This window comes from Pedobacter sp. BS3, assembly GCF_008274585.1.
GTDB lineage: Bacteria > Bacteroidota > Bacteroidia > Sphingobacteriales > Sphingobacteriaceae > Hufsiella_A.
On record NZ_VTRT01000004.1, the window covers coordinates 376,560 to 400,449 of the forward strand.

At 41.5% G+C, this 23,890-nt stretch carries 19 protein-coding genes and 1 tRNA gene; 8 read left to right on the top strand and 12 right to left on the bottom strand.

From position 1 onward, the window contains the following. The first annotated feature begins 8 nt into the window (after window positions 1-8). Window positions 9-81: transfer RNA gene (locus FW774_RS13250), tRNA-Phe, on the top strand. Between the two features lie 542 nt (window positions 82-623). Here the strand turns inward: FW774_RS13250 and FW774_RS13255 are convergent. Beyond that, entirely contained in the window at window positions 624-1,223 is a 600-nt protein-coding gene (locus FW774_RS13255; protein ID WP_149348675.1) for a hypothetical protein, read from the bottom strand. A gap of 331 nt (window positions 1,224-1,554) precedes the next feature. Between FW774_RS13255 and FW774_RS13260 the strand changes: the two genes are divergently transcribed. Further along, window positions 1,555-2,292 (top strand): hypothetical protein, encoded by a 738-nt coding sequence (locus tag FW774_RS13260; protein ID WP_149348676.1) that lies wholly within the window; start codon window positions 1,555-1,557, stop codon window positions 2,290-2,292. Window positions 2,293-2,318: 26 nt separating this feature from the next. Here FW774_RS13260 and FW774_RS13265 read toward each other — a convergent pair whose 3' ends face one another. The 9 genes from FW774_RS13265 to FW774_RS13305 all read right to left on the bottom strand — a co-directional run bounded on the left by FW774_RS13265 (window position 2,319) and on the right by FW774_RS13305 (window position 9,900). Next, window positions 2,319-3,509, bottom strand: a complete 1,191-nt coding sequence (locus tag FW774_RS13265) for a hypothetical protein (RefSeq protein WP_149348677.1) — start codon at window positions 3,507-3,509, stop codon at window positions 2,319-2,321. A gap of 139 nt (window positions 3,510-3,648) precedes the next feature. Then, a complete protein-coding gene (locus FW774_RS13270; protein ID WP_149348678.1) occupies window positions 3,649-3,939 on the bottom strand; it encodes a helix-turn-helix domain-containing protein in 291 nt (96 codons plus the stop codon). A 90-nt stretch (window positions 3,940-4,029) separates the two neighbouring features. Then, a complete protein-coding gene (locus FW774_RS13275) occupies window positions 4,030-4,737 on the bottom strand; it encodes an RteC domain-containing protein (RefSeq protein ID WP_149348679.1) in 708 nt (235 codons plus the stop codon). A 145-nt stretch (window positions 4,738-4,882) separates the two neighbouring features. After that, window positions 4,883-5,128, bottom strand: coding sequence for a hypothetical protein (locus FW774_RS13280; RefSeq protein WP_149348680.1), 246 nt, complete (start codon window positions 5,126-5,128; stop codon window positions 4,883-4,885). Between the two features lie 33 nt (window positions 5,129-5,161). Then, on the bottom strand, window positions 5,162-5,908 hold the full coding sequence (locus FW774_RS13285) for a Fic family protein (protein WP_149348681.1): 747 nt from the start codon (window positions 5,906-5,908) through the stop codon (window positions 5,162-5,164). A 10-nt stretch (window positions 5,909-5,918) separates the two neighbouring features. Then, on the bottom strand, window positions 5,919-7,205 hold the full coding sequence (locus FW774_RS13290; protein WP_149348682.1) for a site-specific integrase: 1,287 nt from the start codon (window positions 7,203-7,205) through the stop codon (window positions 5,919-5,921). A gap of 309 nt (window positions 7,206-7,514) precedes the next feature. Next, window positions 7,515-8,228, bottom strand: coding sequence for a LytR/AlgR family response regulator transcription factor (locus tag FW774_RS13295; RefSeq protein ID WP_149348683.1), 714 nt, complete (start codon window positions 8,226-8,228; stop codon window positions 7,515-7,517). 133 nt (window positions 8,229-8,361) lie between these two features. Further along, on the bottom strand, window positions 8,362-8,844 hold the full coding sequence (locus FW774_RS13300) for a GNAT family N-acetyltransferase (RefSeq protein WP_149348684.1): 483 nt from the start codon (window positions 8,842-8,844) through the stop codon (window positions 8,362-8,364). Window positions 8,845-8,883: 39 nt separating this feature from the next. Further along, window positions 8,884-9,900 (bottom strand): sensor histidine kinase, encoded by a 1,017-nt coding sequence (locus tag FW774_RS13305; RefSeq protein ID WP_149348685.1) that lies wholly within the window; start codon window positions 9,898-9,900, stop codon window positions 8,884-8,886. 197 nt (window positions 9,901-10,097) lie between these two features. Between FW774_RS13305 and FW774_RS20450 the strand changes: the two genes are divergently transcribed. Continuing rightward, window positions 10,098-10,274, top strand: a complete 177-nt coding sequence (locus FW774_RS20450) for a hypothetical protein (RefSeq protein WP_187774897.1) — start codon at window positions 10,098-10,100, stop codon at window positions 10,272-10,274. On the opposite strand, the gene FW774_RS13310 is transcribed toward FW774_RS20450, so the two are convergent. Then, window positions 10,271-11,674 (bottom strand): MBL fold metallo-hydrolase RNA specificity domain-containing protein, encoded by a 1,404-nt coding sequence (locus tag FW774_RS13310; RefSeq protein WP_149348686.1) that lies wholly within the window; start codon window positions 11,672-11,674, stop codon window positions 10,271-10,273. The two genes, FW774_RS20450 and FW774_RS13310, sit on opposite strands and share 4 nt — an antisense overlap. A gap of 147 nt (window positions 11,675-11,821) precedes the next feature. On the opposite strand from FW774_RS13310, the gene FW774_RS20455 reads away from it, so the two are divergent. Beyond that, on the top strand, window positions 11,822-12,625 hold the full coding sequence (locus FW774_RS20455; protein ID WP_187774898.1) for an energy transducer TonB: 804 nt from the start codon (window positions 11,822-11,824) through the stop codon (window positions 12,623-12,625). 404 nt (window positions 12,626-13,029) lie between these two features. Here FW774_RS20455 and metK read toward each other — a convergent pair whose 3' ends face one another. Continuing rightward, window positions 13,030-14,298: a methionine adenosyltransferase gene (metK, locus tag FW774_RS13320; protein WP_149348687.1), complete on the bottom strand. Its 1,269-nt coding sequence runs from the start codon at window positions 14,296-14,298 to the stop codon at window positions 13,030-13,032. Between the two features lie 222 nt (window positions 14,299-14,520). On the opposite strand from metK, the gene FW774_RS13325 reads away from it, so the two are divergent. The 4 genes from FW774_RS13325 to FW774_RS13340 all read left to right on the top strand — a co-directional run bounded on the left by FW774_RS13325 (window position 14,521) and on the right by FW774_RS13340 (window position 23,731). Further along, window positions 14,521-15,414 carry a diacylglycerol/lipid kinase family protein gene (locus FW774_RS13325; protein WP_242457826.1) on the top strand — a complete coding sequence of 298 codons (894 nt, stop codon included), beginning with the start codon at window positions 14,521-14,523 and terminating at the stop codon, window positions 15,412-15,414. Between the two features lie 512 nt (window positions 15,415-15,926). After that, window positions 15,927-16,337, top strand: a complete 411-nt coding sequence (locus FW774_RS13330; protein WP_149348689.1) for a TonB-dependent receptor plug domain-containing protein — start codon at window positions 15,927-15,929, stop codon at window positions 16,335-16,337. Between the two features lie 73 nt (window positions 16,338-16,410). Next, complete coding sequence (locus FW774_RS13335) at window positions 16,411-21,450, top strand: translocation/assembly module TamB (RefSeq protein ID WP_242457827.1); 5,040 nt, start codon at window positions 16,411-16,413, stop codon at window positions 21,448-21,450. Next, window positions 21,443-23,731, top strand: a complete 2,289-nt coding sequence (locus FW774_RS13340) for a BamA/TamA family outer membrane protein (RefSeq protein WP_149348690.1) — start codon at window positions 21,443-21,445, stop codon at window positions 23,729-23,731. Before FW774_RS13335 ends, FW774_RS13340 begins: the two co-directional genes overlap by 8 nt. Window positions 23,732-23,890: the final 159 nt, after the last annotated feature.

Consider the following 23,890-nt stretch of genomic DNA (forward strand, 5'->3'; position numbering starts at 1 on the left):
AACGGGCGGGTACCATAGCTCAGTTGGTAGAGCAAAGGACTGAAAATCCTTGTGTCGCTGGTTCGATTCCAGCTGGTACCACAAATAAAACAGCTAAACCCTTGATTCTAAATGAATTGAGGGTTTTGTTTTTTACAGCGGGTACATTTTTGGGTACACTTTTTTGAAGCGCATCTACTTTCAGCCGGCAATTTCCGGTATCTTTATTGAAAAATCAGCTATGCAGATACACATCCGGAATAAGGCCATTACTCCCAAGGCAGATATAAGCTTAGTTATTCAAACTGTTCTCCTGAATTTTAAGACCGTATCACGGCATTTAAAAAACAAAGGTATAAACGGCCGTAAATTCTCTGTTCTCAGCTTGTACGTTCTCTTATGCCTTTATAACAGCAGGCCATTGTTAAGAAATGATTTTATGAAAATGCTGGGCATTAACTATTATGATGCGGGTAAAGCCATAGAACTATTGACATTAAACCAACTTATCACCCATGAGCTTATAAGTGAGAATAGTAATATCAAATCAATGAATGTGAAGCATAAACGGTTTAGATTAACTTTACAAGGTGTTCTGTTCGTAGATGAGCTATTACAGAATGTACAGGGTAATAAAAGGCTGTTTAGGATTCAGAAACAATATCATCAATAACATACATTATACCATCTTCATCTTTAAGTACATTTCGTGGATATAAATCTGATACGGTATATTGACCGTTTATAAATGAGGTTCCGCTTACTTGCTCAAAATCAAGCAGACTCATAAAATCAGCAATTTCTTGCGGAGTGGGTGTTGTGAAATTACTAATAAAATCCTGTTTCATTACAACCTCGATATAAGGAGGGCGACTTTTCCCATAATCAATTCCAGTAAAGCCTACTAATTTATAATTCGTTTCGGGAAATAATTCGTTGTGTATTCTGATCTGTTTGAGCAGACCGGAAATAAGAAATTGAGAATTAAACAGGTTATTGCTCTTATACACAACGTGGTTTTCAGTATCTAATACAATGGTATTTTCATTACCTCCTTTATACGGGTTCCCAAGAGAGTAAAAGTTATCAACCCATAAACCATTCTCTTTTGCATAATCAAATGCAACCCGGTTTTCTACATCTCTTTGGTCCTGGATTGATAAAATTCCATTTCCTTTGCTCTTTTCAAGTGTTCCTCTTGCATCTTCAACGCTTTTTCGTAGTCTATCGGCAATTTCTTCCATTCTTTTATTTTCTTCATCGCTCTTTCTGAATTGAGCTTGTGAGCCTCTGTTAGGTACTTTACTGCCATGATTATTTAATACTATTTATCATGCCTTTAAATTATAGTATATAACACCACTTCTGCAAACTTCTTGACAAATCATTTATAAAAATCATCAATCCGGCAAGCTGATTGTACACTCATATAGCTTGGAGATATTTGAAGGCATTTTGACCAAATAAACAATTTTATTTTAGAGAAATAGCAATATTCGTTTTTATTTCCAATTCAAGAAAAATACTTAGGTTAGTATGGTAAAAGCCGATAGGCAATAAGTTTTTAAACTAACCATGTCTGAAAAAAAAGAATTATACCTAAGGATTAGCAAAGAGCAATCCAGTTTAGTGAATGACTCATACAAATCTGTATCAGATTCTTCCAAAAATAAAAATCCATTTCTAAAAGCGCTGTCTGAATACAAGCTGAAGAAATCAGGGAATACTGGAGTAAAAAAAACACAAAGTATTAATCCCTTTGATAATCTTCCCGTGAAAAAATATACCATTAACGATTTTGCATTAAAAATAAAGGCCAAATATCCCCAATACCAACATGTTGACAATAACGAGCTTGTAATGCGGATTATTAAGAAATATCCTGAATATAAGGACAGTGTCCAAAATCAAGAATCATTAATTATTAGCCAGCCAATTAAGAGCGTAAAAAAAACAAACACCAACAACTCACTACTTTTGAACAGTTTTTTTGTACTTGTTTTACTTCTCAGCCTTTTATTTATAATCAGAAATATTAAAAATATTGGATTAAAGAGATTAAAGATAAATAAGAACTATTACAAAGCTCTCCTTGCTACAGTTATAGGCAGTTTATTAATTCTAATTGCAACAAACCCCTCACGCTCTGACTTTACATCATATCTCCATAGTAATAGCAATAGGAACATTGGACGGGACAAAAATTATTTAATTTGTTCAATTTACTCATGGGGAAGTTATGATAATAATGCAAAGAAGAAGTATTTAGGGATACTGGGCAATTTTTATCCTTTGAATACTAAAAAGAAATAAGGATAGCCAAGAGTTAGCTATAAAATTCACTTTGTATACATATACGGCTTCACATCAAACAGTAATCCGTTAAGCTCTAATCTTTTCAGTTTCCGGGCAAAATTATTCCGTGGGTTACTATTAGTATTCCGGCACTTATGAGCCTGCTCATATCCTACATATTTTGCACTGCAAAACTTTGATTTTTTGGACTGGTGGGAAATGTCTTTTCCGCAGGATTGGCAGGCTCTTTTTTCAGGTGTTTCTACAGGAGGTATAAAGTAACGTTTTGATACTATAACTGAACGCTCAAAACGTTTCCGTTTCTCATTTGAAATCCTGCTCAAAACGTTACTGTTTTTTGCTGTATCTTTTTTAGAAATCCCGCTCAAAACGTTACCTTTTTTTATTAGCAGTTCCCTTACTGTTTCATGCAGTTTCAGCGTTCCAAACTGCTGTATTATTTCGGTGTATTTCCGCCTATTATCATACCGTTGTTTACGTGTCATTTCCTGCCAACTTCCAAAGGTTAAGGCTAAATCATAAACCCGCAGCTGCGGTTTGGTCAGCTGTGATTTATTTACAGGCTCTTTTAAAATTACTTCATTGTAACTTTCCCATAACTGCCGTAATCCATGTTCTGCAAATTCGGGCTTTGTTAGATCGGCTAAATAAACGTGTCCTTTTTTCAAGCAGTCCATTATTGTTATTTTCTTCTCAAACCGCAGAATATTATCCGGTTGTCTATACTGTAACCCCTTATTATAAATCTTTATTCCGTATTGGTTTAAATACGCCTCTTTTCCTTTTCCCTGTCCTTTTACTTTCATTGTACTAAAAGGCGTATTTTTATAGGCGATAAGGCTATTTAAAAAGGCATCAGGGTTAAAAGCGGGGGAGACGTTCAATCCTATTTCTAAATTCTCTAAACGTGCAGTATTTGGGTTTATTCCGAAAGTTTGGGAAAGATCATTAATAACGTCTTTGATATCGGATAAATGAAAGTCATTGTAATTATGTTCGCCGTTGTTCCAATACTTATGCAGACTTCCTTTTATTTCGGCTGTGCCAGACGGGTAAATGGTAAACTTTAAATCTTTATATTCTGCTGTGTAAACACCGTCTTTCAGTTCTCCTGTTTTCTCGTTTACCGCTGTAGTAAATTCCAGCAGCCCATTATTCTGCAAGTTCTTTGCAAAATCCTTTTCGCTAATCCTTATCTTTACAAAGTCATACATCTGTATGAATAATTGAACAAAAAGGAGGGCCTTTAACGGCCCTCTTTTTTTGCTGTTAACTTGTCTGCCGTGGTTAATACATTTCTTCCAAACTTCCTGTTGATAAGCTCAATCAGGTATAACACTATCGCCGCAGCCATTACTTTTTGTAGTTAATGGCATTGAGTGCCTGTAATACATCTTCCCTTTTGTACCGTACTTTATAACCTAAGCGATATGCCTGGATAATACCTTGCTTAGTATAATCGTGTAAAGTTGGTAGAGAAATGTTTAAGAGTTCGGCTGTTTCCTTGCGGGTAAGGATTTGTTTAACCGGTTCCTGGGGTTGTACTAATTGAGCTACTTCGGTTTTGACAGCTGCGGTTACGCAATCAGCTAACAGGGTTCTAAACGCTGTAGAATCTAAAGAAGTGAAAATTTGTGTTGTCATAATCTGTTTAATGATTAAATGCAACACGAAATAATAAAAGAAAGAAAGGAGGTTTTATTTAGTAATTATTACTAAATACATTTTTTTGCTTCATTGGTTGCAGTAGCGTTCAAATTCCTTCGCTAGTTCAAGCAAAAAGGGAGATTTTTCTTTTTGGCGTTTTTTTAACTGGGAGAGCGTTTGATTGAATGTAGGGTATTTGCAGTTAAATGTATTTTCAAAAACTTTTATCAAATCTTCCCGGTGCAGTTTCTTTCCATCTATTGTCTTGAACGCTTGTGCTTCATGCAATGCTGTAATTAATTCTGCGAACTGCGATGGCGTAATAGCAAGACGTATATTTGATACTGTCATTTTATGAGATTTAGTTTGTGTTCCTATTTCAATGCCTAGTTCATTGGCCCGGGTTTCTAAAAATTCTATTTTCTGTAGATTAGAGTTTACTATGGTGTTATTATGTTTAAAAAAAATGTAGTGTATTCGTTTAATCCAAGGACGGTAATATTCTTTTATATCCCACAAATAAGAACCTCTAACAATGCCCTCTTCGGTGTATTCTTGCTCTGTAAATTCTAATATTTCTTTAAATACTTCAATCTCTCGCTGTATAAACATTGTTTCAGAACCATCAATATTTTTTTTAAAACTTTCTAAGGCTTTAGGATAAATTTCTTTGTATTCATCAAACATCAATTGCATCCTATTAATACTTAATCCTACTGAATCATAAAATTCAGGAGCCTCTGAAAGAATGTGGTTATTTTTTTTATTATTTTCTTCGTGATCGTCCTTTTTCATTATGCAAGTAATTGAGTGGAGTTATACTATACAAACCGGGGGCTGGTGTTTCCTGGGGAAAGTCGTTTTAATTTGACCGGGTGGGTAAAAACGGCAAACTTTAGTTAACCTTAAATGCTATTTTCCCCCGTTGGTTTAATGTTGTTTAAGATGTGGATTCCGGCTTTCTGATGTTATTAAAGAATTGTTTTAACATCTGATAGGCAAAAACATTATCAGACCGTTTTAATTCTTCCTGTTCTGCATACTCCTGAGTTTTAATATAGCCCAAAAATGTATGGTCCAGAAATTGGTTGATTGCGTCTTTGTCGATAACTTTTAACAGCTCTTTGATAGCTGTTTCATTATTAAACTGTGTGTTTGCTGTGTGGTAAGGTGCTGGGGTTTCCATAATTTAAATTGTTAGTGTTGAATGAATGATATATTAAGTCCTTAAAATACCTAAATACTTCTCTAATGCCTGTTTTACAGTATCAGCAACCAATAAAATAAAGTCGGTTTTATTTCCGCCTGTCTGTGCTGTTTCCAATGCCTTGTAATATTTTAGCCGGGTTTCGCTGTCGCCTTTCAGTATGGCAATCGGGTAACCGTTCCGTATCAGAATTAAATTCATTATCAGGCGGGCTGTACGTCCGTTTCCGTCTATAAACGGGTGTATGGTTACTAACCGCTCATGCAGTTCTGCTGATAGCTCTACAGGGTGCAGGCTGTCTTTCTGCTCATTGTAAAACCTGAAATAATCTTCCATCTGCTTAGGCACTAAAAAGGGCTGCGGGGGCACAAATTCACTACCTGAAATCAGCACCTGTACATCCCGGTATTTCCCGGCGTATTGATCGTTGATGCTTCGCAGTATTAAACGGTGTATGTCCAGCAAAACAGGCTCTGTAAACGGCTCTTTATTCTTTGCAAGGTCTTTTATAAAGTCGAGGGCGTGAGTGTGATTAATTGCCTCTAAATGGTCTTTTAAGGGTTTGCCGGAAATGGTCAATCCTTTGTGAATAACTAATTCAGTTTCCATCAGGGTTAATGTGTTGCCCTCTATCCGGTTACTTTCGTAGGTGTATTCTGTTTCTAATGCTTCTTTAATGCGCTGGTTATCGTTCTGCCTGTAGCGGTCTAATTCCGTTTTAAGGCTGTCTATCTGCTGTAGTAGTGTGTCTTTATTCATAGTGTATTTTTTAAACAACCTTTAACATCTGCCTATGCCATATTTCACGTAATTTTTCAGCGTGTTCTTTCGGCGTAACCTTTATGTATTTCATAAAATTACTTTCGGTCTTATGTCCTGTTATTGCCATTATGGTTAGGGTTGGAACGTTCATGTTATAGGCATTGGTAGCAAAAGACCTGCGGGCTGTATGGGTTGTAATGAGTTCATATTTAGGCGTACTGATAACCGTTTTAACTCCTGCTGTAGTGCGCTCTTTTTGTATCGTTTCATTTATCCCGGCCAGCTCTCCAACTTCTTTAATGTAATCGTTTAGTTTTTGGTTGCTGATCGGCAGGGGCAGGCTGTTTTCTGTTAATCCCTCATAGCGTTTCATTATAGCCGTTATTGCCGGGTGTATAGGGATAACTACAGGTTTGCCCGTCTTTTGGGTCTTAACCTCTATAAATTCGCCTTTAATGTCTTTGGGATTAATATTACTGAAATCGGAAAACCGCAGCCCTGTCCAGCATCCTACTAAAAACAGATCCCGCACACGTTCTAAACGTGGGTTCTGCGATAAGTCCAGGTTAAAGATAGTTTCCAGTTCCTGCGGGTTTAGATAGATATTGTTTACATCCTCTGTAATGGCTGTAAACCTTGTGAAATCTATCCGGGTGTTTATCCCTGCAAAACTTGCATCTTTTAGTATCGCCTTTAATGTCCTGATATGTTTGCCTATGGTATTGTTCGAGTATTTACGGCTGTTGGTCAGGAATTTTACAAAGTCATAGTAAAAATCTTGGGTAACATCTTCAAACAATATGGGTTTGCGCCTTTTAGCCTGAAACTGTTTTAATACCGAAAGGTGTGTTTTGTAGATTTTATAAATTGAGCTGGATAGAGGTTTTCCGGTTTTGGTCAAACGCCGCCCGGTTTCAATTTCATTCAAAAAATGTTCGGCATAGGTTACAAGGGTATGATGCAGGGTCTTTTCAGGCTGTTGTTTATTAAACAGCTCTGCCTGTATAAATTCTTTTATGGTGTCAGGCCGGGGCTGTTCCCCGTCGTTATCGTTTAAATACTGTCTGTAAATATTCAGGGTTGATTTTTCGTAGTTCTCCAACCGCTGGTTAAATTCTACATGAGTAGGGAAACCCGTTTTGTTTGCACGCTGTTTTTTTGCATTCCAGTATTTGGGATTTATCTTTTCTACAGTTCCAATCTTAACCCTTTTGCCATAGAAAGAAAGAAACAGCATTACGCCCGTTTCCTTTTCTGCTGCGTTATCCCGCAGGTAAAAATTTACGTCTGCCATTACTTGAATAATTGAACAGTACAAGTGTACCCATTTTTAAATTTGGGTACAAATTTGGGTACACTTTTTTTTAATTAGTCCTTATTTTGTTTAACTGCTCTTAATCACAAAATGCGTTTAAATGGCATTTAATACGGTTTTTTGGTTTCGTTTAACTTAATAAAATAGCAGGGTTACGGTACAGCTGGTACCACTAAACCGCACTGTAGTATACTACAATGCGGTTTTCTCTTTTATGCGTCACTAAAAGCGTCATTCTTTGAGAGAAATAACCTGATTAAACCTTATACGGATACCTTCAACCTTCAATCATATATTTTTCCCATCAATCAGTCTGAAAAAATAATCACGGTAGGTATCGCCTATCGGGATGATCTTATCGCCGATAAAAATACGGCTTCGCTCAATACTTTCAATTTTATCAAGCGCTACAATATAGGATTTATGAACCCGTACAAACTGCCCCGCCGGAAGCACATCTTCCATTTTTTTCATATTTTGCAGAGTGATGATACGTTCTGTAGCGGTAAATATGGAAATGTAATCTTTTAACCCTTCGATGTAAAGAATATCGTTAAGGTCTACCTTCTGGATTTTATGTTCGGTTTTTACAAAAATAAAATCGTTGGCAGGCTGTTGTGCCGGAGCTTCGGTTTTGCTGACCGGCGGATTTGAGGCAGCCTGCACCTTTTGTACCGCTTTATAAAAACGGTCGAACGCGATGGGCTTTAGCAGGTAATCGGTTACTTCAAGCTCGTAGCCATCCAGGGCATATTCCGGATAAGCCGTGGTCAATATCACCGCACATTTTTTATTGATAATTTTCAGGAACTGAATGCCGGTAAGCTCTGGCATCTGTACATCCAGGAAAACCAGGTCGGCCTGCCCGTTTTGTACCAGCTCAAGGGCCTCAAAAGCGCTTGTTGTTGCTTTAACCAGGTTCAGCGTGGGGACTTTTTCTACGTAATCCGTTAAAATATCCAACGCTAACGGCTCATCATCTACTACCAAACATCGTATCATACTATGAAGTAAAAAGTCAAAAGTAAAAAGTAAAAGCTACAATTGGTTGAGATTAATCAATCAAATCACAGGAGCCTCATCGTTTTTTGGCAAACCCTTGTTAGCGGTTCGGGTATTTGTTATGTTAGTTTTTTCATTCGTCATTTAGCTCTCTTGTCAGTACCAACATGTGCTTCGCTTGAATACCATTTTCGTAAATCGGTTCAGCATAGTTGTCCGTAAAAAAATGTCTTTTGATGCCCGTTATTTCAAAGTCAAGTTTCTGATACAAATAAAGTTGCCCGACACTTGAATTTGCTGTCCCGATGCAAATATTTTTTTGTCTGTTAAGCAAGGCAACCTGGACAGCATTTTCTATCAAAAAGCTACCAATTCCTTGTCCGTGAAGTTCTGGTTTTACAGCAACGTTTTTGATTTCAACTGTTTCTGTTGTCAATAGAAATAACACGATAACGCCAAGTGTTTCGCCATTTTGTCTTGCTATATAAATGTCTGACTGTTTCAAGTATTCGTCAACTAATTCTTTTGACGGGTCTGCAAGCAACAAAAGTTCGTAAGGAATTTGGTCGTCCTTATCAAGTTTATCAAAAGTTATATTTTGGTTTTTAACTGTCATTTTTTTCTTGGCGATGTTGTCGTTTTTGCCTGACCGCTATCATAAATCTAACTGTAATTCACACTGGTATACCTGTTCTGTATCATCCACTTGTAAGTGATATTGCCGCGGATAAAGCAGATCCAGCCTCCGGATAACATTTTGCAGACCGATACCACCGGTCTCATCCTTATTGAGCTTGCTTTTTTTGTTGCGCAGGCGAAAGGATAACTTTTTCCCTGCTGTTGTAATGCTGATCGTTATCGGGTTATTGGCATCGGTTGCCAAACCGTGTTTAAAGGCATTTTCCACAAAAGGAATCAGGATAAGCGGAGCAATGGTTTGCCCGCTATAATCGCCGGACACCGAGAAATTGATATAGACCTGGTCTTTAAACCGCAATTTCTGTAACTCGATATAATTTTCAAGATACCGGATCTCCTTGGCCAGCTCCACCTGTTTATCGTTGCTCTCGTACAGCATGTAACGCATCATTTCAGAGAGCTTTAATACGGCTTCCGGTGTTTTGGGCGATTGTTTGTAGGCCAGCGAATAAATATTGTTCAGGGAATTAAGCAGAAAATGCGGATTTATCTGTGATTTCAGGAAGGCGAGCTCGGCTGTCAGCTTTTCGCTTTGCAGGTTTTTACGTACACGCTCATTGATAAACCAGTCTATGCAGAACTTAAACCCTGAGCTTAAGAATACAAAGAACGTGCTGGTAAAAATCGCCGCAAGGTAGTATTCATAAAAGGTAAGATGATATTCTTTGTTGTCGCCCCGTATCAGTATGATATCCTTGAAAAAGGTAGCCATACCGTATTTGATTAAGGCCGAAACCAGTATCAGGAGAATAACGGTAACGCCGTATCGCCAGTAACGCTCTTGTATCAGGTATTTGGGAAACAGGTACAGGTAATTGGAATAAAAAACGGCAATATTAATAACTCCGAAATATACATAGATAACAATGCCCTTTGTGGTAACATCCGCGTTTTTACTGCTGATAAACAGCAGCAACAGGATGATGGCGATCCACACGCAGGCATGCAGTACGATACTCCGGGTTTTATTCATTGCTTAAATATACATTCGGATGCGAAGTAACGGCCGACGGTTTAGACCAACTGGCTAAATTTATCTGCCAACAGGCAAATTAGCGCTTATTCCTGCCTGGCGCCGGTTTATCTAATAAAAAGGCCTGTAAGTCTAAATAATTTTAATACGTGTGAAACTTGCTGTTGCTTTGAATCGTCAACTAAAAAACAACCGTTATGAAGAAGTTATTCAGCTCAGTTTCGCCTTTCTTACTGGTATTATTACCTGTGTTTGTTTGTATTGGCATATTGGCATTTGCCGGCCACGATGCCGTTTCGCCCGAGCGCCTGAATGCCAGCCTTAATTTTGAATTACCTGCCGTTAAAGGTCTTTTTGTTAAAGCCCTGTTTTAAGCGGGAATCATGGTTTGGTGAAGGTTGGGAATTTCAACCCGCTTAAACCCGTTGTGCAGCAACGTCTGCCTGAAATGCTGCTGAACATCATACTCGCCATGCACCAGGAAAAGGGTTTTAACCCGGTTAGCATTCTGGCACGATACAAATTGAAGCAGGTCTTCATAATCGCCGTGGGCGCTCATGGATTTAATAGAACGAACTTCAGCCTTGACATGATAATCATTACCGAAAATATCCACTACCCGGTCCCCGGCAAGCAATCTTCCACCCAGCGAGGACGGTTCGCAATAGCCCACCATTAAAATGGTGTTTTTAGCATTATTGATATTGTTTTTAATATGATGCTTAACCCGGCCGGCCTCGGCCATTCCCGATGCCGATATAATGACACATGGCCGTGGATCATCATTCAGCATTTTTGATTCCTCTACACTTTCTACAAAACGTAATCCTTTAAAGCTGAACGGATCTTCATCTGTCTTGAGCACCCGCTTTACGCCGTCGTTATATACTTCCGGGTGATTTTTAAGCACCTGGGTGGCTTTTTCAGATAACGGACTGTCTACATAATAGGGTATATCGGGTAATTTGCCTTTCAGTTCCATCGCGTTAAGCGCATACAATAATTCCTGCGTGCGGCCTACACTGAATGCCGGGATGATCAGCTTGCCTTTCTTTATCATGCAGGTTTGCCGGATAATCTCGTACAGTTCGTCTTCTATGGGTACCAGGTCTTTATGAAGCGAATCGCCATAGGTAGATTCGAGGATGATATAATCAGCTTGCGGAAAAGTTTGCGGGTTTTTAAGCAGCAGGTCGCCATACCGGCCAACATCGCCACTAAAAGTAAGCTGTATGGGTTTTCCATCTTCGATAATGGAAAGATGTACAGCGGCGCTTCCGATGATATGACCGGCATCGGTAAACCTGACGGTAACACGCGGGTCTATCTCGAAATTAGTATTGTAATCCACAATATTGAAAAGCCGCATGGTTTCCATCACATCATCTTCGCTGTACAGCGGTTCAAGCAGTGGTAAGCCACGGCGCTGACGATGCTTGTTACTGTATTCGGTGTCCTGCAACTGTATTTTAGCCGAATCAAGCAGTAATATGCGTGTGAGGTCCATGGTAGCAGCGGTGCAGAAAATGCTTCCGGAAAAACCTTCGGCTACCAGGCGTGGAATGAGACCGCAGTGGTCGATATGCGCATGCGAAAGGATCAGGTAGTTAACAGAGGCAGGGTCGAAGCCAAAATGTTCATTCAATACGTCGGTTTGCTGACCCATTCCCTGGAACATGCCGCAGTCTAATAAAATGCGGGTTCCGTTATTCAGGGTAATTAAATGCTTGCTGCCGGTAACGTTTCGTGCGGCGCCATGGAAGGATATTTTCATGAGTTAAAAGGAATTGAGCAAGGTCAAAAGTAAAAATAATCGAATGCTGTTTAACCGTATTTGATAGCTGAAAGTTTGGTAAAATAAAAAATAGTTAGAAATTTTATTGTAGTTTCGGTATCGTAAATCTATACATTAGTATAAACCATGCCAGTTAAAACCTCACTTAAAGTATTTATGGCTGTAATGCCATTAACCATGATAATGCTGATGGCTTCATTAATAATGGCTAAGGCAAGTCCACAAAATACAACACAAACGTTATTAGATAGTACAGACAACCGGGTGCATGATTTTGCCAGTGTAGAAGTGCTACCCAGCTTTCCTGGGGGTATAGAGAAATTCTATGCCTTTCTTGATAAAAACTATCATTTTTCAAAAGAAGCAAGAGAGCATGGTGTTTCAGGACGTGTCACCATGAGCTTCATTGTAGAAAAAGACGGAAGTTTATCTAATATTAAGGTATTGCGGGATTTAGGTATGGGTACGGGAGAAGAAGCAATACGGATATTAGAACAATCGCCAAAATGGAAACCGGGTATACAAAATGGGGAACTGGTACGGGTAGCTTTTACTATGCCCATTATGTTAAATTTAAAAGCAACTGGTAAAACTATAGATAATAATGTATATCAGGAAACAATGGACATGAAACCGGTATTTCCGGGTGGCACAAAAAAATTCAACGCTTTTACCCGCGAAAATTATAAATATACCGATGCCATGATCCGGCAAAATTTACAGGGACTGGTTTTGGTATCATTTATTGTAGAGAAAGATGGCTCGTTAAGCGATATTAAGGTTCTGCGGGATCTGGGCTATGGAACCGGTGCCGAAGCGATACGGGTGTTGAAGCTATCGCCAAAGTGGACGCCCGGAATGAAAAACGGAAGTCCGGTACGATGTGCATTTACTATGCCGGTGGAAATCAATACAACCTGGGCTGAATAGAATTAAAATGGGAGCCCCGCTTCTGTGAAACTACTGCCTGGGCTAAAAATTTAGACCACAGACAACGTTTTGAAGGCTGTCTGTGGCGTCCGGGCAAAATATAGATTTGAGGAATACAATCACGAAGGTATGCTGCCGCTTGTACGTAAAACTTACAACGTATAACGTATAACGTATAACCTATTAACTTACAACGTATAACGTATAACCTATAACTTACAACGTATAACGTATAACCTATAACTTACAACGTATAACGTATAACCTATAACTTACAACGTATAACGTATAACCTATAACTTACAACGTATAACGTATAACCTATAACTTACAACGTATAACGTATAACCTATAACTTACAACGTATAACGTATAACCTATAACTTACAACGTATAACCCACAACTACAGCCCAAACGCTTTTTTCACCTTGTCCACGTAATCCAGTTTTTCCCAGGTGAACAGTTCAACCTTTACTTTCTTTTCTTTACCATCCGAGCCTTTAAAAGTTTTGGTTACGGTCTCGTTGTTTTTGCCAAAGTGGCCGTAAGCGGCAGTTTCTGAGTAAATAGGGTTGCGCAGTTTCAGGCGGGTTTCAATGCCGTAAGGAGTCATGTCAAACAGTTTCCCGATACGTTGAGCAATTTCACCATCAGATAAAACCACTCCTTTTTTATCGGTTACTTTAGCTGTGCCGTAGGTGTTTACATAAATACCCATCGGTTCCGCCACACCAATGGCATACGATACCTGTACCAGGATTTCGTCGGCTACGCCGGCTGCCACAATGTTTTTAGCGATATGACGGGTTGCATAGGCTGCAGAACGGTCAACTTTTGAAGGGTCTTTTCCGGAGAAAGCACCACCACCATGTGCACCTTTTCCGCCATAAGTGTCTACAATGATCTTACGGCCGGTCAATCCGGTATCGCCGTGAGGCCCGCCAATAACAAATTTCCCCGTAGGGTTAATGTGGTATTTGATGTCTTTGTTAAACAATTTTTTGAATTGCGGGTACTTTTTAACGATACGGGGAATCAGGATATTGATCACATCATCACTGATCTTTTTCAGCATCTTTTCTTCGCTGTCAAAATCATCGTGCTGGGTAGAAACCACGATGGCATCAATGCGCACCGGTTCGTTATTATCATTATATTCCAACGTTACCTGTGATTTAGCATCAGGACGCAGGTATTTAATTTGCTTATTTTCGCGACGCAATTCGGCCAGCTCAATTAAAATTTTATGCGCCAGGTCTAAGGCCAGCGGCATATAATTTTCGGTTTCTTTGGTGGCATAACCGAACATCATGCCCTGGTCGCCGGCGCCCTGCTTCTTTTTATCTTTACGGTCAACCCCCTGGTTAATGTCGGGCGACTGCTCATGAATGGCCGACAGCACTCCGCAGGAATTACCATCAAACATATACTCGCCTTTGGTATAACCAATTTTGTTGATCACTTCGCGGGCAATTTTTTGTACATCTAAGTAAGCGCTGGATTTTACTTCGCCGGCTAAAACCACCTGCCCGGTTGTTACCAGCGTTTCGCAGGCAACCTTTGAGTTAGGGTCAAAAGCCAGAAAATTATCAATCAATGCGTCCGAAATCTGATCGGCTACTTTATCGGGGTGTCCTTCAGAAACTGATTCTGATGTAAATAGATATGACATAGTATGAAGTTAAGAGTCAAAAGTTAAAAGTCAAAAAACATGTAAACGGCCTGTTCTTAATTTATTGTCCGTTATTCGTAAATCGTTTGGGAGTTGATTGGAGAGGTAAAACCAAGTTGTATTTAGCACTTTTTTTTACGTGGTTGCAATCAACGCAAATCGATCCACTAATGGGCACAAAACTATGCTAATTTTTACTTTCTCCAAAATTTAAAACTATTTTTGTTACCGATAGCAGCCACATTGAAGAAGCATATTGTATTTATTATCAACCCAATCTCGGGCGGCAAGCATAAAGCCAATTTTCCTAAATTAGCAAATGAGCAGTTGGATAAGCAGTGCTTTTTGCCCGTTTACCGCTTTACAGATGCTCCGGGTCATGGAAGCCAGCTCGCTGCCGAAGCACTGGCAGACGGAGCAGATATTGTTGTGGCCGTAGGCGGCGATGGCACTATTAATGAAGTAGGTTCGGTTATGGAAGGCTCGGGGAAAATAATGGGCATTGTACCCTGTGGTTCGGGCAATGGGCTGGCCAGGGCGTTAAAAATACCGATGTCACGGCAAAAGGCGGTAAACCGGCTGAATACCATGCAGGCGTATGCCATAGACTCGGGCGTTTTAAACGGTAAGAAATTTTTTAATATGGCAGGTATGGGTTTCGATGCCCGTATCAGCGCCCGTTTTGCAAAAGGAGAAAAACGCGGATTGGGTGGCTACATAACCAATACACTGGCCGAAATAAAGAAATACCAGCCAGAGAATTATATATTAAACGTGGATGGCCTGAACGTAGAGCGGCGGGCATTTATGCTAAGCATTGCCAATTCATCGCAATACGGCAATAATGCGCATGTTTCACCAACGGCAACTGTTAAAGATGGCTTGCTTGATGTATGTATCATTAAACCCTTCCCGCTATACGAATTTCCGGCTATGGTTACCCGCATGTTTACCAAAACAGCCGATAAGTCCAGGTATGTGGAAATTATCAAGGGAAAAGATATAAAAATATCCAGGCAGAGCGAAGGGCCTGTGCATGTAGACGGTGAGCCGTATATTATGGGCACTGAAATTAATGTGCAGGTAAAGCCGGCCTCATTGCTGGTGATATCATAACCAAGCTTTTTAACCTCAATCCGATTAGCCCATTCCGGCCCTCTCAAAGGAAGGAGAATTCGCTTCGCTCAACCTTCAGCCTTCCGTCTTTCAGCCTTCTACCTTTCATGTCTCTTTGTTCTTGTTTAGCCTCTCTCCCAACCCCTCTCCGACTGCGTGCCGCCTTAGCTTTAGCGGTGGCGCAAGGAAAGGGGAGACGTCTTGTCTCTTGCTTCTATGATCTTGTTTCTCATTTGAGATGTGAGATATTAGACATGAGATTTTAGATTTTAGATTGTTGTTCGTTATTCGTTTATTAGCTTACATTGTCCATTGTCAACTGTCCATTGTCAACTGTCAACTGTCCATTGTCCATTGTCAACTGTCAACTGTCCATTAGCTATCAGCCATTAGCTTAAACCTTCTACCTTCCGCCTTTTCACCTTTCCTAAAACATTTTTAACAAATTTTTCTTTGATATTTAGTAATTAAGTTTCTACCTTTAAGAAACCGGATACCTAAATTAGCATTTAATGAAAAAGCCCGTTGTACCCATTTTCCTGATAGGGATTGCCATGATGGCCGCGTCGTGTCAGTCTATGAATGTGGCAGACAGGCTGAGCTCGTTAAGCGCTTTGGCAGGAAGTAACCTTGGGGCTTCTATTGGTCGCAAGGCCGGTAATGCCGCCATCGGCGAAACCATCGGTAAATTTTATGGTACGGGAACCGGGTTATTTATAAACAATACACTTACCAAAAGCAGCAAAACCCTGTACATTATCGACGGTGAACCGTATAAAGTACGTGAAGCCCGCAATAAGCTGCAAAATATAGATCCCGGCACTATAGCCAGCGTTAAAGTGCTGGATAACGAGCAGGCCATATCCCTTTATGGCGAAAAAGGTCAGTACGGCGCTATTCTTATCGACCTGAAAAAAATATAGCCATTTTAACTTTCTATTAAAACATTTTTGGGCTTTTTTTATTTAATTCAAGACGTAAGTTGCAGTAATACTCTTGAAAAAATTTGGAATAATTTCTCTTAAAATCATCCTTTGGATACTTGCCAGCATCGTATTCCTGGTGCTGCTGCTGTTTGTGCTGATCCGTATTCCGTCTGTACAGAACTACGCGAAGAACAAAGCTGTAAATTACTTAGAAGGTAAAATCGGAACGAAGGTAGAGATCAATAAGATCAGTCTTGACCTGCCTAAGCTGCTGGTGCTGGAAGACATTTATTTTGAGGATCAGAAAAAAGATACCCTGCTTGCCGGCGACACGCTTAAAGTGGATATCAGCCTGCTTAAGCTGCTGCATAATGAGCTGGAGATTAATGAGATCGACCTGCGGGGCATCACCACCTACATACAACGTACGCCCGATAGCGTATTTAATTTTGATTATATCGTTAAGGCATTTGCCGGCGAGCAAAAGAAGCAGCCGAAGCCTGAAGATACGACATCAACAATGAAGTTTTCGGTAGGCCGTATTAACCTTGACCGCATAAGGGTAGGCTATCGCGATGCCATTACTGCCAACGATGTAAGCTTCTATTTAGGGCATTTTGATACCAGGATCAAGGATTTCGACCTGGATAAGATGAACTTCAACATCCCTAAAATCAATCTTTCGGGGGTAAATGCCAGGCTGTTGCAATCAAAACCGGCCGCCGAGCCGGAGAGTGACACCAAAGATTCTGTAGAAGCGGCCCAACCGGTCAATATCGGTTTAAAACTTGGCGAGATAAACCTTGATCGCATCCATGTTGATTACGAGAACCAGGTTTCGGCCATGAAAGCCGATGTTAACCTGGGCAAACTTGTGGTAGAGGCTAACCAGATCGACCTGAAAAAGCAAAGCATAAACCTGGAGCAGGTTAACCTGGAGCAATCTGATATTTTATTCCAGTTGGGCAAAACACAGCAGGCAAAAGTGGTGGCTCATGAAGCGGGTAAAGAGGTAGAAGTTCAGGCCAATAACTGGCGGGTAGCCTTAAACAATATTCAGTTTAAGAATAACAATATCCGGTTTGATAACTTTAATATGCCTGTTTTAAAGCGGGGACTGGATTACGCTCACCTGAACATTAAAAACCTGAATCTGGAGGCCGAAAATATCCTGTACGCTATTGATACCATTTCCGGTAACATCGCTTCGGGCAGCTTTAGCGATAAAAGCGGTTTTGCGCTCAAAAAACTGCATACCGATTTCTTTTACGGCAAAACCCAGGCCTATTTGAACAACCTGGAAATAGCTACTAACGGAACGGTTATCAAAAACCAGATCCGGCTAAATTATCCTTCTATAGAAAGCCTCAGTAAAAATCCCGGAGAGTTGCGTGTGGATGCTAACCTTAACGGCAGCAAGCTGAATTTTCATGATGTGCTGTTATTAGTTCCTTCGCTGGCAGGAACCAACCCGTTTAAGGATAACCCGAACGCCACGCTGTTTATTAACGGTAAAGTAAACGGACAGGTTAAAAATCTCAATATTCCCTCTATTGAGCTTTCCGGTTTCCGGAATACGCATGTAAAGGGAGCAGCAAAGATCAAAGGTTTGCCTGATGTCAATAAAGCATATTTTGATGTCAGGATTGATGACCTGACGACACAGAGTTCTGATCTGCTCACTTTTGTTCCGGCAGGAACTATTCCGGCAAATATTCGTTTGCCGCAGGCGCTGCAATTGCAGGGAACGTTTAAGGGCGGCATCAGCAATTTTACCACCAACCTGAACCTGCATTCCAGCTACGGCAGCGCCAGAACCATTGCCAGTTACAACGCATCCCGCAAGGGACATGAAAGCTATAAAGCCACGGTAAACCTGTTTAATTTTGATGTGGGTCGTTTAATTAAGCAGGAAAAAACGGTGGGTCGCGTAACGCTTGCCGCAAAAGTTAACGGTGTTGGAACCGACCCTAAAACCATGCGGGCCGATTTCGCCGCACGTGTTATCAAAGCCGAATATAACCGCTACGCTTACCGAAACCTGAACATGACAGGTAAGGCATCAAATGGTATCATAACGGCTAAAGCGGCGATGAAAGACCCGAATATCACGTTCGGGATGAATGCCCTGGCCAGTTTCAAGAACAAGTATCCCAGTGTAAAGCTGGCGCTGGATATGGATAGCATTAACCTGAAGAACCTGAACTTCGCTACCGAAGAATTCCGTTTTCACGGGAAGCTGCGGGCCGATCTTCCAACAGCCGACCCCGATTACCTGAACGGTCGCATTTTATTGACCGAACCTTTACTGGTACGCTCGGGTGAGCGTTTTCAGCTGGACACCATCAGCCTGGTATCAACCGCTAATGCAGATAGCAATACACTGAAGCTACGCAGCGAATTTCTGCGTGCCGATGTAAGCGGTAAATACAAGCTTACCGAAGTGGGCACAGCTATGCAGGATCTGATTAACCGGTATTTTTCTACAACCACGGCGACCGCAAAGCCTGCTAAATACAGTCCGCAACGGTTAAAATTTAACGTATTGCTGATTAATGCGCCCGTGCTTTCCAAACTGCTGCCCGATTTAAAGGAAATGGCTAACGTTACCCTTACGGGAAGCTTTAACAGCAGCGACAGCAGCCTGGTGGTGAATGGTTCCGTTCCTAAAATCGTGTACGGAAGCAATACGGTAAATAATCTTCAGTTGCGGATAAATACCGGAGATAATGCCTTGAACTATAACGCGACGCTTACCCAGGCGGGTAATGCACAATTTCAACTGATCAATACCAGCATTTCCGGTAAGGCACAGAACAATATGCTTACTACCACCATCGCGGTAAAGGATAAAGATAAAAAAGACCATTACCGTATAGCCGGTGTGCTTAAGGCTTTGCCGGATGCCTACCAGTTCAGCCTGGCTCCTAATGGTTTGTTGTTGAATTACCAGGCCTGGACAGTAGCCGAGGGCAACGCTATCCAGTTTGGAGCTAATGGTATTGAGGCAAGAAACTTCGCGATAAGCAACAGCAATCAGCGATTAAGCATTGATACGCAGCCGCCCGGCTTGAATAATCCGCTGGTTGTTGCACTTGATAATTTTAAGATAGAAACGCTGACAAAGATCGCCCAAAAGGATTCGCTGTTAATTGGCGGAACCATGAACGGTAAAGCCACCGTAAGTAATTTGCAGGCTTCGCCGGTGTTTGTAGCCGATATGACGGTTGATAACTTCAGTTTCCGTGGCGATACGGTAGGAAACATTGCGCTGAAAGTGAATAACCAGCAGGCCAACACGTATGCCGCCAACGTAACCATCACGGGCCAGGGTAATAATCTTAACCTTACGGGAGATTATAACACCGGGTCATCCACCATGGATATGACGCTGAATATTGATAACCTGAACCTGAAAAGCATTGAAGGGTTTACATTTGGTAATCTGAAACAAACCAGCGGTGCCATTAACGGCCGGTTAACCATCCGCGGAAGCGCATCTGCGCCACAGGTTCGCGGCGATATCCGTTTCAACAAGGCGGCGTTCAATATCGCTATGCTGAACTCGTATTTCCGGGTGAATGATAATACCATCAACTTTAACGATGAGGGCATTAAGTTTAACAACTTCACCTTGCTTGATTCGGCCGGAAATAAGGCTTCGGTAAACGGTATGGTGTATACGCAAAACTTCACTGATTATCGCTTTGGCCTGAATGTGCGAACTAACAATTTCAGGGCACTGAATTCTACCGCTAAGGATAATGAGTTGTATTACGGGCAGGTGTATCTCGATAGCCGCATTAACATTAAAGGCGATTTGAACAAACCGGTTATTGACGGTACCATCAAAATCAACGATAAGTCAAAACTGACCGTTGTCTTACCGGAAAATGACCCGGGTATTGAGGAGCGGGAAGGTATTGTTGAGTTTGTGGATATGGATAATCCCGAACTCGCCCTGGCACTGAAAGATGTGCGGGACACCGTGAGCAAAAGTGCTGTAACAGGATTGGATCTTTCGGCTAATATTGAAATTGATAAAGGTGCCGAGTTCAACATTATTATTGACCAGGGTAACGGCGATTTTCTGCGGGTAAAAGGCGAAGCCCAGCTTGTTGCGGGTATCGATCCCAGTGGGCAGATAAGCCTTACCGGAACTTACGAACTGGAAGAAGGCGCTTATGAGCTTTCGTTTAATTTCCTGAAACGGCGTTTTGATATTAAAAAAGGCAGCACCATTACCTGGACAGGCGAACCGACCACAGCTAATGTGGATGTAACGGCGATTTACCGCACGGAAACGGCTCCCTTAGACCTGGTGGAAAATCAGTTAGGCGACGCCTCGCAATCGGTGAAAAATACCTATAAACAAAAGCTGCCTTTCGAAGTAAACCTGAACATGAAAGGTGAGCTGATGAAACCGATTATTACCTTTGATATCGACCTGCCGGACAAAAGCTATAACGTATCGCAGGATATCATTACCAATGTAAACACCCGCTTAGACCAGCTTAAGGAGGAACCGTCTGAGTTGAACAAGCAAGTGTTCGCTTTATTGCTGCTTAACCGGTTTATTTCCGAAAATCCGTTTGAAAGCAGCACCAGCACCAGCGCCGAATCGCTGGCACGGCAAAGTGTAAGCAAGATATTAAGCGAGCAGTTGAATAACCTTGCGGGAGATTTGATTGAAGGTGTTGACCTCGATATCGGTCTGGAAAGCTCGGATGATTATACTACCGGCGAACGTAAAAACCGTACCGACCTGAATGTAGGTATATCCAAACGCTTGCTGAATGACCGGCTAAAAGTTTCTGTAGGCAGTAATTTTGAACTGGAAGGGCCACAGCAGGCCGGGCAGAAAACCAGCAATTTTGCCGGTGATATCTCGGTAGAATACCAGCTATCCAAAGATGGTCGTTACCTGTTGCGGGCTTATCAGAAGAACGAATACGAAACCGTTTTACAGGGGCAGGTGATTGAAACCGGGCTCGGTTTTGTAATCACAGCCGATTATAATAAACTGAAAGAAATATTTACCTCGCCCGAAGAGCGCAGGCGTCGCCGGGCATTGAAAAGACAAGAAAAAGCAGCCAAGGCCGATGAGTAAGCGTATTATCCATATCAGCAGTATCCTGTTCATTGCACTCGTTATCAGTTCGTGCAGCACAACCAAATATGTGCCCGAAGGCGATTACCTGTACACCGGCGCTAAAGTGAAAGTTGATACCAAAGGACTTAAAAAATCTGAGAAGAAATCGCTTGAAAGCGATCTGACATCCATACTCCGGCCTAAGCCAAACAGCTCGGTATTGGGCATCCGCTTTAAGCTGATGTTGTACAGTAAAGCAAAAAAAGGATTAAGCCACTGGCTGAGTAAGAAATTCGGCGAACCTCCTGTGTTGTTCAGCAGTGTTAAGGTAGATTACAACCGGCAGCTCATCACCAACCGGTTGGAGAACCGGGGTTATTTTAACTCATCGGCCACAGCCGATACATCGATACATGGAAAAAAGGCCCGTTTGACTTACCATGCCGAGACTGGCCGGCAGTATCTTATTGATTCGGTGGCTTTTATTACAGACAGCAGCGTTTTGGGCAAAACCGTAATGTCCACAGTGGACGAGAGCCTGTTAAAGGCGGGTGATGGTTACAATTTGGATGTTATTAAGGCCGAACGTGAGCGTATAGATTCCAGGTTGAAAGAACAGGGTTTTTACTATTTCAACCCGGATTACCTTATTATGCTGGTAGATAGTACTGTGAATAACCATAAGGTTAATATTTATGTGAATGTGAAAGACAGTACTCCCGATAAGGCTAAGGAACAGTACACCATTAATAACATTTACATTTATCCCGATTACAACCTTCGGCAGAACTCACGGGCACAGGCCAAGCCATACGACGACTTTTATGTGATTGATCCGCGAAATACCTTCAAACCACGGGTATTTAGTCGTATGATGTTTTTCCGTAAGGGAGATTTGTATAATCGTACAGATCATAATATGTCGTTAAACCGGTTGGTTAACCTGGGTACTTTTAAATTTGTAAAGAACAAGTTTACCGAGGTTGACAGTACCGGAAAGCCCTTGCTGGATACCTATTATTACCTTACACCTTATCCAAAAAAATCATTACGGCTGGAGTTGCTGGGTAAAACCAATTCGGCTAATTATACCGGGTCTGAAGTGGACCTGAGCTGGCGGAACCGGAATACATTTAAGGGTGCGGAACTGCTTACTGTTACGGGGTACGTAGGTACTGATGTACAGATTTCGGGCGTAAATAAAGCCAATAATATTTTCAGGGCTGGAGGCGAGGCTAACCTCAGCTTTCCGCGGTTTATTACGCCGTTTAAGATCAACTCAACCAGTGCCTTTGTGCCGCGAACCAAGGTTACTTTAGGCTATGACCTGCTGCACCGGCAGAACAGCTACAACCTCAACTCATTCCGCACATCGTTCGGGTATAACTGGAAAGAAGATATTAAGAAGGAACATACGCTGAATATATTCAGTGTGACGTATGTACAACCGTCGCACGTGAGTGATGAATACCGGCAACAAGCCGCTACAGATCCAACGCTGGAAAAGGCTATTGAGAAGCAATTTATATTTGGCCCGACCTATAATTTCAATTATACTAATACTAACGAGCAATATAAGCGCAACACCTTTTATTTTAATGGTAACCTGGATTTATCGGGTAACATAGTGGGCTTGCTGAGCGGCGCTGACGCGAAGCATGGCAATGTAAAGACGCTTTTCGGTACCGATTATGCGCAATATATCCGTATGGAAGCCGATTTCAGGCACTACCTGAAAATAGGTGAGAAATCGCAGCTGGCCAGCCGGATCATAGCGGGTTATGGTTATGCTTACGGTAATTCAACGGCCCTGCCTTTTGTGAAGCAGTTCTTTATCGGTGGTTCGAACAGCATTCGTGCTTTCCGGGCACGTTCGCTTGGCCCGGGCACTTATCGAGACCCGAAGATCGATACCGATCTGTTTACCACTGACCAGTCGGGTGATATTAAGCTGGAAATGAATACGGAATACCGTCCCAACCTGTTCAGCATTGTGCGGGGCGCTGTATTTGTAGACGCCGGTAACATCTGGCTGCTGAATGATGATCCTGACCCGGCCAAGGTGAAACCGGGTGCTAAATTCACCAAAGATTTTCTCAATCAACTGGCGGTTGGTACGGGTGTTGGTTTACGGTTCGATCTGTCGTTTCTCATTCTGCGTACCGATCTGGCATTCCCTATCCGCAAACCCTGGCTGCCTGAAGGACAACGCTGGGTATTTGACCAGATCGATTTCGGCAGCAAAAACTGGCGAAAGGAAAACCTGGTGTTTAATTTAGCGATAGGGTATCCGTTCTAAATAGTATTGAGTATTGAGTATTGCGTATTGCGTATTGAGATATGCGAAGCAGCGAAGGATTAAGGTAGGTTAATACCTGAATCTTGCTGCAACTTAAGCCGGATTGCCATAATTTTTATAAATAGTCGTTTTTACATAACTTTATATCCTTAATCAACA

Coding starts and splice junctions, on each gene's coding strand:
- FW774_RS13280 (WP_149348680.1), bottom strand. CDS start 5,128: ATGGAAACCCCAGCACCTTACCACACAGCAAACACACAGTTTAATAAT.
- FW774_RS20455 (WP_187774898.1), top strand. CDS start 11,822: ATGCCAGTTAAAACCTCACTTAAAGTATTTATGGCTGTAATGCCATTA.
- FW774_RS13305 (WP_149348685.1), bottom strand. CDS start 9,900: ATGAATAAAACCCGGAGTATCGTACTGCATGCCTGCGTGTGGATCGCC.
- FW774_RS20450 (WP_187774897.1), top strand. CDS start 10,098: ATGAAGAAGTTATTCAGCTCAGTTTCGCCTTTCTTACTGGTATTATTA.
- FW774_RS13310 (WP_149348686.1), bottom strand. CDS start 11,674: ATGAAAATATCCTTCCATGGCGCCGCACGAAACGTTACCGGCAGCAAG.
- FW774_RS13340 (WP_149348690.1), top strand. CDS start 21,443: ATGAGTAAGCGTATTATCCATATCAGCAGTATCCTGTTCATTGCACTC.
- FW774_RS13255 (WP_149348675.1), bottom strand. CDS start 1,223: ATGGAAGAAATTGCCGATAGACTACGAAAAAGCGTTGAAGATGCAAGA.
- FW774_RS13275 (WP_149348679.1), bottom strand. CDS start 4,737: ATGAAAAAGGACGATCACGAAGAAAATAATAAAAAAAATAACCACATT.
- FW774_RS13295 (WP_149348683.1), bottom strand. CDS start 8,228: ATGATACGATGTTTGGTAGTAGATGATGAGCCGTTAGCGTTGGATATT.
- FW774_RS13330 (WP_149348689.1), top strand. CDS start 15,927: ATGAAAAAGCCCGTTGTACCCATTTTCCTGATAGGGATTGCCATGATG.
- FW774_RS13260 (WP_149348676.1), top strand. CDS start 1,555: ATGTCTGAAAAAAAAGAATTATACCTAAGGATTAGCAAAGAGCAATCC.
- FW774_RS13270 (WP_149348678.1), bottom strand. CDS start 3,939: ATGACAACACAAATTTTCACTTCTTTAGATTCTACAGCGTTTAGAACC.
- FW774_RS13265 (WP_149348677.1), bottom strand. CDS start 3,509: ATGTATGACTTTGTAAAGATAAGGATTAGCGAAAAGGATTTTGCAAAG.
- FW774_RS13285 (WP_149348681.1), bottom strand. CDS start 5,908: ATGAATAAAGACACACTACTACAGCAGATAGACAGCCTTAAAACGGAA.
- FW774_RS13290 (WP_149348682.1), bottom strand. CDS start 7,205: ATGGCAGACGTAAATTTTTACCTGCGGGATAACGCAGCAGAAAAGGAA.
- FW774_RS13300 (WP_149348684.1), bottom strand. CDS start 8,844: ATGACAGTTAAAAACCAAAATATAACTTTTGATAAACTTGATAAGGAC.
- metK (WP_149348687.1), bottom strand. CDS start 14,298: ATGTCATATCTATTTACATCAGAATCAGTTTCTGAAGGACACCCCGAT.